General features: G+C 42.2%; 13 protein-coding genes and 1 other RNA gene. 8 read left to right on the plus strand and 6 right to left on the minus strand.

All coding sequences use genetic code 11. The features are described from left to right. Positions 1–25: 25 nt before the first annotated feature. Positions 26–865, plus strand: a complete 840-nt coding sequence (locus SWOO_RS01785) for a Dam family site-specific DNA-(adenine-N6)-methyltransferase (RefSeq protein ID WP_012322993.1) — start codon at positions 26–28, stop codon at positions 863–865. A gap of 12 nt (positions 866–877) precedes the next feature. On the opposite strand, the gene SWOO_RS01790 is transcribed toward SWOO_RS01785, so the two are convergent. Together SWOO_RS01790 and SWOO_RS01795 are read right to left on the minus strand one after the other, a co-directional pair. Next, positions 878–1063: a DUF2970 domain-containing protein gene (locus SWOO_RS01790; protein WP_012322994.1), complete on the minus strand. Its 186-nt coding sequence runs from the start codon at positions 1061–1063 to the stop codon at positions 878–880. Further along, complete coding sequence (locus SWOO_RS01795) at positions 1063–1416, minus strand: hypothetical protein (RefSeq protein ID WP_012322995.1); 354 nt, start codon at positions 1414–1416, stop codon at positions 1063–1065. The genes SWOO_RS01790 and SWOO_RS01795 overlap by 1 nt, the downstream gene beginning before the upstream one ends. Before the next feature lie 209 nt (positions 1417–1625). On the opposite strand from SWOO_RS01795, the gene rpe reads away from it, so the two are divergent. The 3 genes from rpe to trpS are packed head-to-tail and all read left to right on the plus strand — an operon-like array spanning position 1626 to position 4015. Further along, a complete protein-coding gene (rpe, locus tag SWOO_RS01800; protein ID WP_012322996.1) occupies positions 1626–2300 on the plus strand; it encodes a ribulose-phosphate 3-epimerase in 675 nt (224 codons plus the stop codon). Positions 2301–2303: 3 nt separating this feature from the next. Beyond that, positions 2304–3011 (plus strand): phosphoglycolate phosphatase, encoded by a 708-nt coding sequence (locus tag SWOO_RS01805; protein WP_012322997.1) that lies wholly within the window; start codon positions 2304–2306, stop codon positions 3009–3011. Then, the gene (trpS, locus tag SWOO_RS01810) at positions 3008–4015 is read left to right on the plus strand and encodes a tryptophan--tRNA ligase (protein ID WP_012322998.1); all 1008 of its coding nucleotides are present in this window, start codon (positions 3008–3010) and stop codon (positions 4013–4015) included. Before SWOO_RS01805 ends, trpS begins: the two co-directional genes overlap by 4 nt. Before the next feature lie 146 nt (positions 4016–4161). Here the strand turns inward: trpS and SWOO_RS01815 are convergent, their stop codons facing one another. The 4 genes from SWOO_RS01815 to SWOO_RS01830 all read right to left on the minus strand — a co-directional run bounded on the left by SWOO_RS01815 (position 4162) and on the right by SWOO_RS01830 (position 7769). Further along, positions 4162–4731, minus strand: a complete 570-nt coding sequence (locus tag SWOO_RS01815; protein WP_012322999.1) for a BON domain-containing protein — start codon at positions 4729–4731, stop codon at positions 4162–4164. A gap of 115 nt (positions 4732–4846) precedes the next feature. Continuing rightward, positions 4847–5434 carry a phosphoheptose isomerase gene (locus SWOO_RS01820; RefSeq protein WP_012323000.1) on the minus strand — a complete coding sequence of 196 codons (588 nt, stop codon included), beginning with the start codon at positions 5432–5434 and terminating at the stop codon, positions 4847–4849. An 80-nt stretch (positions 5435–5514) separates the two neighbouring features. Next, positions 5515–5868 (minus strand): YraN family protein, encoded by a 354-nt coding sequence (locus tag SWOO_RS01825; protein ID WP_012323001.1) that lies wholly within the window; start codon positions 5866–5868, stop codon positions 5515–5517. Continuing rightward, positions 5865–7769 carry a penicillin-binding protein activator gene (locus SWOO_RS01830; protein WP_012323002.1) on the minus strand — a complete coding sequence of 635 codons (1905 nt, stop codon included), beginning with the start codon at positions 7767–7769 and terminating at the stop codon, positions 5865–5867. Before SWOO_RS01830 ends, SWOO_RS01825 begins: the two co-directional genes overlap by 4 nt. Before the next feature lie 87 nt (positions 7770–7856). Between SWOO_RS01830 and rsmI the strand changes: the two genes are divergently transcribed. From rsmI to SWOO_RS01845, 4 genes are all read left to right on the plus strand, one after another. Then, the gene (rsmI, locus tag SWOO_RS01835; protein ID WP_012323003.1) at positions 7857–8699 is read left to right on the plus strand and encodes a 16S rRNA (cytidine(1402)-2'-O)-methyltransferase; all 843 of its coding nucleotides are present in this window, start codon (positions 7857–7859) and stop codon (positions 8697–8699) included. A 79-nt stretch (positions 8700–8778) separates the two neighbouring features. Next, positions 8779–9123: RNase P RNA component class A (rnpB, locus tag SWOO_RS25715), an RNA gene on the plus strand. Between the two features lie 366 nt (positions 9124–9489). Further along, positions 9490–10287: a hypothetical protein gene (locus SWOO_RS01840; protein WP_012323004.1), complete on the plus strand. Its 798-nt coding sequence runs from the start codon at positions 9490–9492 to the stop codon at positions 10285–10287. A 66-nt stretch (positions 10288–10353) separates the two neighbouring features. Continuing rightward, positions 10354–11880: a hypothetical protein gene (locus SWOO_RS01845; protein ID WP_012323005.1), complete on the plus strand. Its 1527-nt coding sequence runs from the start codon at positions 10354–10356 to the stop codon at positions 11878–11880. Positions 11881–12095: the final 215 nt, after the last annotated feature.

The following is a 12095-nucleotide window of genomic DNA, read 5'->3' on the forward strand; positions in this document are numbered from 1 at the left end:
TTTTCTTGGTATTCAATCAATTTAGATGAGTAAAAAACAGAGAGCCTTTCTTAAGTGGGCAGGTGGAAAATTTAAACTGATTGAAGCTCTCACTGAGCACTTACCTGAAGGTCAACGGCTCGTTGAACCATTTGTTGGAGCGGGATCGGTTTTTCTTAACACTGATTATCCAAGTTACCTTTTGTGTGATATCAACAAAGATCTCATCAATCTTTATAAAATCATTCAAAAAGAGCCTGAGAAATATATCGCTGCCGCGAAAGCCATGTTTGTTCCTGAAATGAACGAAAAAGAAGCCTATTACCGTGTTCGTGCTGAGTTTAACCTCAGTACAGACCCTTTCCTCCGCTCTGTTTATTTTCTTTATATGAATCGCCATGGTTTTAATGGCTTGTGCCGTTATAACCGGAAGGGGGGCTTTAATGTTCCCTTTGGTTCCTATAAGAAACCTTACTTTCCTGAGAATGAGATCCGTGCTTTTTCTGAAAAAGCACAAAAAGCTGAATTCAAGTGTATTGGTTATGAGGATGCGTTCGAGCTGACTACAAGTGGTGATGTTGTCTACTGCGATCCGCCTTATGCGCCGCTTTCAACAACGGCAAGTTTTACGACTTATGTAGGCACAGGTTTTAGTTTGGATGACCAAGCGTTACTTGCCCGTAAATCACGCCACACTGCGATTGATAATGGTATACCAGTGCTGATAAGTAATCATGATATCCCTCTTACCCGAGAGCTATATCACGGTGCTCGATTTGATACTATTCAGGTGCAGCGAAATATCAGTCAGAAGGGCAGTGCGCGTAAGAAAGTCGATGAGTTAATGGCTCTTTATGATGACCGTTACCATAGTGAAAATGATTAAGCCTAGTCAATACTAGGCAAGTACTTGATTAACAATGAGTAAAAGTGTGATAACAAAAATGGCCGCTAATATGATTCCCATAATAATGAAGGGAATTGGTGAGCTGGTTTGAAAGTCACGAAGCCTATTCTTATCGCTTTGAACACCTAAAAATGCAGCCAAAGTACTCGAAAATAACTGCCAAGCTTTAAATAGCATTAAAGCTTATTTTTTTGATTACTAAGTGAAACTTCATCGACAGGGCTGTCTTGATGACCATGAAGTAGCTCTAAAAGATCGACGAAATGCAGTTGATTGGAGCGACTGTTACCACTAAACCAATTAGCCCAGTTTAACTCTTGTGATTGACGAGCGCAGCGATTACCTGGGTGGCTAGTTGGTAGGGAGCTATTGTAACTTGTCGTAGATTCTTTTGAGCAGACGCAAGCTGATTCACTATCAGAAGATGATAGATTTTGAGCACCCACGGCAGTAAGGGCAATAAATATTGCCGAAGTTGCAAGAAAAGCAGCAGGTTTAGCACCCACGATTAGCTTTTTACTACTCTTCATTTTATCTTCCCTTATAAAACAAAACCTACACAGCTTTTAATTATAGCAAAAGAGATTACATTTTAAACACTATTTTTAACTAAATCTTAATATCGTATAAATGTATGAATTTTTTCGTGAGATTATAGATAAATGAGGGATAAGCCCTAGAGGCTTAGGTTCTCAAAAGGTAGAATAGCGTACTTCTTAGACACTGTTGTGAGTATTCTATGCGCCCATTTCTTATCGCCCCCTCTATTTTGTCTGCTGATTTTGCCCGTTTGGGTGAGGATGTTGATGCCGTTCTTAACGCAGGTGCCGATGTAGTTCACTTTGATGTTATGGATAACCATTATGTTCCTAACCTAACCATAGGTCCTATGGTGTGCCAAGCATTGCGAGATTACGGCGTGACAGCTGATATTGATGTCCATCTTATGGTGAAGCCAGTCGATCGCATTATTCCTGACTTTGCAAAAGCAGGGGCTTCGATTATTACCTTTCATCCTGAAGCGAGTGAGCATTTAGATCGCTCTCTACAATTGATTAAAGAGTCAGGCTGTAAAGCGGGCCTGGTATTTAACCCTGCAACACCACTGCATTATTTAGATCATGTGATGGATAAGCTCGATGTCATCTTGTTGATGTCAGTAAACCCAGGTTTTGGAGGGCAATCTTTTATTCCTTCAACGTTAGATAAACTGCGTCAGGTAAGAAAGCTTATCGATGACAGTGGCTACGATATTCGTCTTGAGGTCGATGGCGGTGTTAAGGTCGATAATATTGCTGAAATCGCTGCAGCAGGTGCAGATATGTTTGTTGCTGGCTCGGCGATCTTTAACAAACCTGATTATAAAGCTGTGATCGATGAGATGCGTAGCGAACTTGCTAGTATAGAGTCTTAAATCATGGCCTCCTGGGATAAGCTTAAAGCGATAGCGTTCGACCTTGATGGCACACTTATCGATAGTGCGCCAGATCTCGCGGCTGCAACTCAAGCGACTCTTACTGAGTTGAAACTGCCTAGTTGCAGTGAAGAGCAAGTGAGATCTTGGATAGGTAATGGCGCTAAGGTGTTAATGCAAAGGGCATTAACTCACTCTCTAGACAGGCCTGTAGAAGCGGATATGTTAGAAGATACTATGCCGCTTTTTATGAAACATTATCAAGAGAATTTAGAGCAACATAGTCAACTTTATCCCGGAGTTCTTGAGGTACTCAATGAGCTAACATCACTTGGGTACTCCATGGCGGTTGTGACCAATAAACCCTACCGATTTGCCATTCCACTTTTAAAAGCGTTTAAGATAGAGCATCACTTTACCAAGGTGCTTGGTGGGGACTCTCTTGAAAAGATGAAGCCTGATCCTTTGCCGTTAACTCACCTGCTCGATAAGTGGAAGCTTAAACCTGAAGCGCTTTTGATGGTCGGCGACTCTAAAAATGACATTTTAGCGGCAAAAGCAGCAGGTATTAGCTCGATAGGCTTGACCTATGGGTATAACTACGGTGAAGATATCGGGCTAAGCTGTCCCGACGCTGTTTGTGTCCAGTTTAGTGAAATTTTAAAATTCGTAAATAACAGTGTAAAAGTAATGGAGCATGAGAGCGTATGACTAACCCAGTAAAACCCATAGTACTTAGCGGTGCACAGCCGTCAGGTGAGCTGACAATAGGTAACTACATGGGCGCATTAAGGCAGTGGGTAGCCATGCAAGACAGTCACGACTGTCTCTATTGTGTTGTCGATCTTCATGCGATCACTGTAAGGCAAGATCCTAAACTTCTCAGAGAAGCTTGTTTAGACACATTAGCACTTTACTTAGCTTGTGGTGTAGACCCGAAAAAAAGCACTGTCTTTATTCAATCTCAGGTGCCTCAGCATACTCAACTTGGTTGGGCGTTAAACTGTTATACCCAGATGGGTGAACTGAATCGTATGACTCAGTTCAAAGATAAGTCTCAAAAGCATGCGAATAATATCAATGTTGGCTTGTTTGGTTATCCGGTACTTATGGCTGCAGATATTTTACTATATCAAGCCAATGAGATCCCTGTAGGCCAAGATCAAAAACAACATCTTGAGCTGACTCGTGATATCGCGACTCGCTTTAATAATGCTTATGGAGATACATTTACTATCCCTGAGCCATTTATTCCTGAGCATGGGGCTAAGGTGATGTCACTGCAAGATCCGCTTAAGAAGATGTCTAAGTCTGACGATAACCGTAATAATGTTATTGGTTTGCTGGAAGATCCTAAGAAGATCATGAAGAAGATTAAGAAGGCGATGACAGATAGCGATGAGCCGCCAGTGGTTCGTTTCGATACTGAAAACAAGCCGGGTGTATCAAACCTATTAAGCTTGATGTCAGGTGTTTCTGGTAAGAGCATTGCTGGTCTTGAGGCTGAGTTTGAAGGGAAGATGTATGGTCATCTTAAAGTGGCTGCCGGCGAAGCGGTTGTCGAGATGATAGAGCCACTGCAAGCTAGATATCGTGAGTTTAGAGAAGATCAGACTTTCCTAAATCAGGTGATGAGCGATGGCGCTGAGAAAGCCCAAACTCGTGCTGAAGTGACGGTTAAAAAGGTATACGAGAAGATCGGATTGCTGGTTTAATACTATGTGATTTAATGAAAGCCAGCGATACACGCTGGCTTTTTTATTGGCTTTTTCTATCTGATTACAGACTATTCCTACTTATACTGATTGGTATTAACCAGATCACAAAGGTAATAGCTGGTGGGGTCATGTGTCTTTAAAGATCAAGAGTCTGGAGATTCAAATACCTTAATGACTTTACGTACTCCGGCAGTATTACGCGCGACATCAACGGCGAGATCGGCTTGATCTCGTTGGACAATACCTAGTAAAAATACCTCACCATTTTCTGTGATCACTTTAATACGTGTGGTATCTAAGTTATCAGTGTTTAACATGCGGGTTTTTACCTTGGTTGTTATCCAAGTATCATTGCTACGAGTGGTAAATGAGGTGGGATTACCTATACGGATCTGATTATGGATCTTGCCACCAATCTCAATAGCTTGCACCGTTCGAATCGCCTTATCTCTTAACATGGAGTTAGGAGCTTGGCCAATCATCAACACATTGCCGTTCATTACCACCCCGGTGATGTTTGCCTGATTTTTTACATCTTCCAATGCTGCAAGCTCACTGGCTATTTGAAAATCGGCATTTGTGTCATCGAGTTGAGTTGAAAAGCTACGCTCATCATTAACCATCATGGCACCACCTACGGCTCCAACCATCACCGCACCGGCGCAGCCTTGTAGCATAAATATGACAGCGATAAGTGAGAGCGTTTTTATCATTATGGTTCCTTTAAAAGGTGTGTAACTGCCGTGATTGAACTGAATAACGTTAAGGCGTTGAACTAAAGCCACCAAAATATTTGCTGGTGGCTAAACACTTTATCCCCTCGATTGCTTACTCATCCTGTGGGAATAGTGTACGGTCGATATTGTCACATAGGCAGTGGATCGCGAGTAGGTGAACCTCTTGTATACGCGCCGTGCTGTTAGAAGGCACACGGATCTCAACATCATTGATACTAAGCAGGCCTGCCATCGGACCACCATCTTTACCTGTAAGGGCGACAATAGTCATGTCTCGGCTCAATGCTGCTTCAATCGCTTTGATCACATTACCAGAGTGACCACTGGTCGAAATAGCCAGCAGAATATCACCAGGTTGCCCTAATGCTAAAATCTGCTTAGAGAAGATCTCATCATAACTATAATCATTAGCGATGGCGGTAATGGTTGAAGTATCTGTTGTTAACGCAATCGCTGGCAGCGGTGGGCGCTCAACTTCAAAGCGGTTTAATAGCTCGGCAGAGAAATGCTGAGCATCACCGGCGCTGCCACCATTACCACATGCTAGAATTTTATTCCCACCTAGTAGACAGTGAACCATCATCTCAGCGGCCTTAGCTATAGACTCTGGAAGCGCTTCAGACGCATCTATCTTGGTTTGAATTGAGTGGGTAAAACTATCTTTAATGCGTTCTAACATGGGTCAATCCTTAATATTAAATCTGGTGTTATCATGCCATAACTTTTAAGTCGTTAAGGCACAAACATTATTCATTTTGTTTAAAAAGCATTTGGGAGCCAATGTATTTGGCTCGCATCAATGGCTATAAGATCAAATCGGCAAACCGCATCAATCTTATGTATCTGTATATAGTGCTCAGCGGCACGTCTCAGTCGGCCTATTTGCGCAGGGCTTAGTGCGTTTAGTGCGCCACCATACTGAGCTTTGGAGCGGTATTTTACCTCAATAAATATCCACTCTTTACCATCTTTCATGATTAGATCTATTTCACCAAACTTGTACCTGACATTTGCCTCTACAAAGTTAAGACCTCGCTCGGCTAAATAGTTCATCGCCAGCTTTTCACCTGCCTGACCATGCTCTCTTGGGATCTGGTGTTTATTATCTATCATTGAGGGCGTAAATTACCTCTTTTATAGCGTCCCCAGCTCAGCTGTCTGTTAACGGTACCGTCAGGTGCGACCGATAACATGCCACTTCTTCCTGAGAACTGATAGCCAGGCAGAGCCCTCATTTGAGCCAGCTTGCCGACTAATTCGAGTGCATCATAGCCCATAATATAGAGGCGCTTTTGTCCATAACTCCAGGTTGGCCATAGTGACTGTACCTGTTGTGCTTCAGGGCTGTCGGTTAACAGCCAAGGTATATCGCTGATATTTAAATTGTTGAGCTCCAAAGCCGTATTCCTTGAGCTGTCCTCAACTCGGCTGCGACTGCTAGCATAGAGGGGAACAGGCTCTGCAAATACACTGAAATTAACATCGATAAAGGGCTTTAACAGTGGAAGGTCACGATTACCTGAGATCATATAGATGGCATCGATATCTCGTCTGGATCTAAAGTCGGCTTCTACCTTATTACCTATTAAGGCTTTGATGCGGGCGATGCGCTCTTTGCTGTCGATAACGCCAAGTGACTTCTGCACTGTGACTTTCATCTTATCGCCAGCGTCATAAAAGTGGACTTCAGCATCTTTGTTGGTCAGCTCATTCCACCTCTTGTTGAAGCTCTCTGCCATCCTTTTACCTATGCCATTATTACTAGCCAAAATGAGTGGGTGAACAATACCGTCAGCATAGAGTTTATCAGCAGCATCACTAGCTTCATTGGCCGGTGAAAGCGCGAAGTAAAAGGTGTCATCGTTGGGGGTAAATTGATCGACATGATTCAGATAAAGCTGTGGCACCATGTTGGGAGTAAAGCTTGGCTTAGGAGCATCAATTTGGCCCGCTTCTATGCTTGAGCTTTCGACTTGTGCTACCTGAGTTTCAGACACTATTGGTGTTGCTTGCTGAAGTTGCTCGACTTCAGACTGGAAAAGAGGCCCGATAATAAACTCAGCGCCAGCCGATACAGCGGCTTGGTAAGCGCTCTGTGCTCCCTTTGCTGTATCGAAAAAATTAATTGAAACTTGATTGTCAGGATTCGATAAGTAGCGCGACATTATCCCCTGTTTAACCATGTTGGCGACAGAGGCTCTGTTGCCACTTAGAGGAAGTAATACTGCAATATTCTTAGGCTGATAGGGCTTAGCATTTAGCGCTTTTTCAAGATCTGTTGGCAGCTTGATAGCGCCTGGATGGGTTGGATTTGCGTGTTGCCAGTTTCCAAGATGTTGAACAAGCTCACTCGGGTTAATAGCATAGTGCTTGGCAATATAAGCAAGTTGCAACCAGCCTGCAAAAATAGGTGTTTGTGAGTCTTGGCTAAAGTCGAGTAATGTTTGCTCATGCAAGGGCTGCAAGATACGCCAGATCTGGTCATTCACTTCATTAGCTTGGGCTGTAGGTAGATAAGCTGTGAGTAAACTTAGCTGCCTAGCTTGCTCTATTGGTTGCTTGATATGTTGATACAGGCGCGCCTTAAATTGGTAGTAAGCCACCATCTGCCAATCTGCCAGCTTCCAACTACTTGGATACTCAAGTTCACGTAAAGCATCATCATAGGTTGAAGTTAGCTCTAATACTCTTGCTTTGAGGTATTTATGTTCAGCAAGCAGCTCAACATTTTGGCCTAAATCTTTTTCAACAGAGTTGAGCGTCTTAGTGGCAGCATTTGCGTCGCCTTCATTAATGAAAGCGTGAGATGCCAATAATAGGTAGCGTGTTCGCCGCTCAGGATTGTCTGTAGTAGCCGCTTTGTTCAGGTAGTCTGCGGGTTGCAGGCTAGCACTCACTAAGGAGATCTGGCTTTGTTCAGGCTCTACTTTTGTAGGCGTAGTCCCACAACCGAACAAAATTGTGGTTAAAACCGCAACGGAGATTAATTTAGTTGTATTCAGTCTTTTCAACACAGGTCTTCACTCTGGTAAGATGCTACCACTAGTTTAACCTTCTCTTACGCTTGACGAAAGTCTTGTAATAGCCAAACCGAGGTAGATATGGATCTGGCGGCCGCACTTTACATTGTACCAACCCCCATAGGCAACTTAGGGGATATCAGTTCCCGTGCTATCGATGTGCTTAACAATGTCAAATTAATAGCCTGTGAGGACACCCGTCATAGCGGTATTCTCCTGAGTCATTTTGGCATAGAAACACGAAAAACAGCGCTGCATGATCATAATGAGAGAGACAGAGCCGAGTGGATCATCCAGAAGTTAAGTAATGGCGAAGCGATTGCGCTTATTTCAGATGCGGGGACCCCTTTGATTTCAGATCCAGGCTATCACCTGGTTTCACAAGTTAGGGCTGCCGGTTATAAGGTTATTCCACTGCCAGGTGCTTGCGCCGCTATTACGGCTTTAAGTGCATCAGGCTTACCGTCAGATAGATTCTCTTTTGAAGGATTCCTGCCATCAAAGGAGAAGGGGCGTCTAGATAAGCTTACCGAGCTTAAGGAAGATCCAAGAACCTTGATCTTCTATGAATCACCACATCGTATCGTCCACAGCCTAGAGTCTATTCTCACCGCTTTAGGAGAGGACCGTATCATTGCCATGGCGCGCGAGGTCACTAAGACATTTGAGACCTTCCTTTATGGCACAGTTAAAGAGGTTTTAGAGCAGGTTAAATCAGATCCCAATCAACAAAAAGGTGAGATCGTCCTGATGTGTCACGGGTACCGTCTTGTAGAAGATGAGGGGATCCCTGCGGTCGTGATAAATACCTTAAAGCTGCTTTGTGAAGAGTTGCCATTGAAAAAAGCATCCGCATTAGCGGGGCAGATCCATGGTATGAAAAAGAATGCACTTTACAAATATGGGCTCGAAAACGGCTTGTAAAGAACGCTTTTTAATCGGACGTATTAGCTACTGGTGATTTTTAATGGTGTGATGAGCCACCTTAGGCTATAATCCGCGCCGAGTTGGCTAGACAGTTGCTGCGTTCGCAAGAACGGGGAGGAAAGTCCGGGCTTCATAGAGCAGGGTACCAGGTAACGCCTGGGCGGTGTGAACCGACGACAAGTGCAGCAGAGAGGAGACCGCCAATCTTAGGATTGGTAAGGGTGAAAGGGTGCGGTAAGAGCGCACCGGGCGGCTAGTAATAGTCGTTGCAAGGTAAACTCTACCCGAAGCAAGACCAAATAGGGTTCCAGACGGCGCGGCTCGCGTTGGAACCGGGTAGGTCGCTTGAGCCTGCGAGCGATTGCAGGCCTAGATGAATAACTGTCCACGACAAGACCCGGCTTATCGGCCAACTCACCTAATATCACGAAAACCGCATCTCGAAAGGGATGCGGTTTTTTGTTTTTATCGAAAGCTAAAATATTAGTTAATTTTCCAACTACAAGACTTTATCTACGCATTATCCATGAAAAGATGCATAGATTAGTTCTTCACATTCAAACTTCACCATTTCTCCTCTAAAGTCGCTACTTTCAACTATATACCAGTCTCAAAGCCTGCTTCAGAAGATATGACAAGTTCTCATGGTCGCTAGAACATTGAACATCTACAGTTGAACCGCTATGTTATTGATTAATAGACTCATCAATGATGCAAAAGCTTACCTGCTTGATGGGGTAGATGATAAAACAATAAATGAATTAATTACCACAAGTGAGGCATTTTAATGAGCGATTGGAAATGTGAAGATAAAGAGTGGATGAAGCAGCGTAAAAAAGAGTGGCCACAGTATCGCTTTAATATTTCTGATGCCTTGGTGGAGGTTACTGATTTAGTAAAAGATGAGATGGAAGATTTAAAAAACTATTTTCTTATAGGTGACAAGAGTGCACTTAAAACTATTTATAAGATAAGGAGTGGGTTACTCCTCGAGCTCTGGCTACACCCAAGTGAAGATATCGAGGTTTTAAAGCAAGTATTCAATCGCCATCGTGAAGAAAAAACACACTATTGCGAAACACCTGCTTATAGAGTGAATGAAAGAAATAAATTTTATAGCTTGGCTAAACATAGACACAAAGTACCATTCAAAGGTGCTAGTCGCCTGAATGGCCGGGAGTGGGTGATAGATCAAGTTTTTATGCCTCAGACGTTAGAGGAGTTCATAGCTATAGAGGGAGAAGAGCAGCGAGATTTTATTATTGGTAAGTTTTGTATTGGCCCATGCTATGAATGGGGGGATTTTCTGACTAGAACAGAACGTTTCGATACCGATATCTGTGTGAATAAGATAGATATATGGAAGTCTGCAGTTAAATTGAGTTTTGAGCAGTATAAAGATGAAAAAGGAATCGTGTGGCTTATTGAAGATCTTGATACTTTTTTAGCTTCGAATGATGAAAAGCATCCAAAACAGATTAAGTTGGCTCAAGACATTATTGATGCGATTAACGACCCTGAAATGCCCCAAGCCCTCAGAGACAGAGTCGCTGAAATTAGAGCCAGTAAATATGCAACCAAGTAAATAGAGTAGCCATTGTTAATTGTTCAAAGACTTCCCAATTGAGAATGCAAAATAGTAGGCGTTAATATGGCAAAGTTTAGCTTTCACAAAGAAGTATGGTTATTAAAAGATACCCAATGGCTGTCCGATAGGAAGCTTGCATGGGAGCCTATAGAGTATCAGTTGCTGTGTGAGAGTGCTGTGAATAAGAACCAGATATCAGCAATGAGGCGTTACTTTATCAAAGGTGAGTGGACTGAGGGTTCTGAATATGCACCATCTCTTGATACTCGAATGAGGTGGTGCCCAGCTATTTCAAGAGCTTATTTTGGTGAAATGGTTAGTGAAGCAAAAACACAATATGAGACGCAATACCTTAGAGAAACATTAGTTAAGTCGGTTATGAAAGTTGTTCCTGAAGAGTTTATGTCACTTGATGATTGGCATAGACGTTTAACCCTGTATCAGTGGGTGGTTGATAATGAGGTTGAATATACGAATAAACAAATAGAATTTAATTCTTTTCAGGTCAGAGCATTCCCTCTTGAAACAAGTAAAGCAAACAGAAATGATTTTTCAAAGCTTTACCTTCACTGGGTAGCCGATTGGCTACACACTCTTAATAGTAATCAATATCAGGGTTTTATAATCTTACTGCCTTTTTGGTTCACGTCCCTACGCTACATGGATGAGTCAATATTTGAATGGGATCAAAACGTAAAGACACTAAATCAACTGTTTATTTACATTAGACATTTTATTCCTGAACACTCATGCCACGCAGCATCCCAAGCAAAAAAAGAGTTCGTCACTGAATTTTTGAAGTGTGTTGAAAAGTATGGTCTCTCTCTGGTGAGGATGACTGAGCTATGGGAAGAAGCGGCTCAAAATAAGGAGGATGAGTCAGTAGGTCGTGAGGTTCGTAGCTTGCCGTTAACTTCAGATAATTTAGAGACTCGACTTGAGGATGCTTTTTATAATACTTATATTTGTGATTATAAGAGTAAACCTGACCCTGTTTTTATAATTCATGAGGCAATGGAGTCTTTGGGGTTATGTGAACAGAAGTACAATAAAAGTGATATTAAGCTGGTTGATATTTCTAATGTGCTAACATCTGAATTCAAAAGTGAGTTATGCCACGATACTGTACATGCTTATCATGTCTGTTTCCAATTATCACCTTTTTACATTGGTTCGGAGAAATTAACTGTATATCAGAATATTTTTGTATTAGTTGATAACAATAATAACCTAAAGGTTATTATGACTGAAAGCTCAGCATTGAGGAATGTTGTATGTAATTCTAGAATATTCAGTAGTCGAAGGTTATTCCTTATGGATACTTTAAGGGAAGAGCATGGTTTAGGTTTTAAACGTTACTTAAATTATACCCACGATGATAGTGACCCTAATAGTATACCTCCAGAGCCAGAAGAATATCTAACTTATCTCAAATTGCTGGATATTCCTTTTGAGGATAAAGATTATAGTATCTTTATCTATGGTGCGTATGGGTTACAGTACGGTGTAGATGACCAGTTTAAAGTGGTTGATGGCCCTAGTTACTCTGATTTTGTCTCAAAAGTAATTAAATCAGGCCACCCACAATAAATGGTGCATTTTTCATCCTACTAACCTAAACAAAAGCCCATTCACCTTTCGGCAAATGGGCTTTTTATATCAGACAAAATAAATGTGGACAGGCATAGTTAATTGCGTAAATTCCACACCTCCTACTAAGCTTTAGTTATCGGTAAAAAGTAGGAGTTAGCCATGCCTCGTCCCAGAAGAACCCAGATCAGTATTGAACTTTCCATATGAATAAG

Source organism: Shewanella woodyi ATCC 51908, from assembly GCF_000019525.1.
Classification (GTDB): Bacteria; Pseudomonadota; Gammaproteobacteria; order Enterobacterales; family Shewanellaceae; genus Shewanella; species Shewanella woodyi.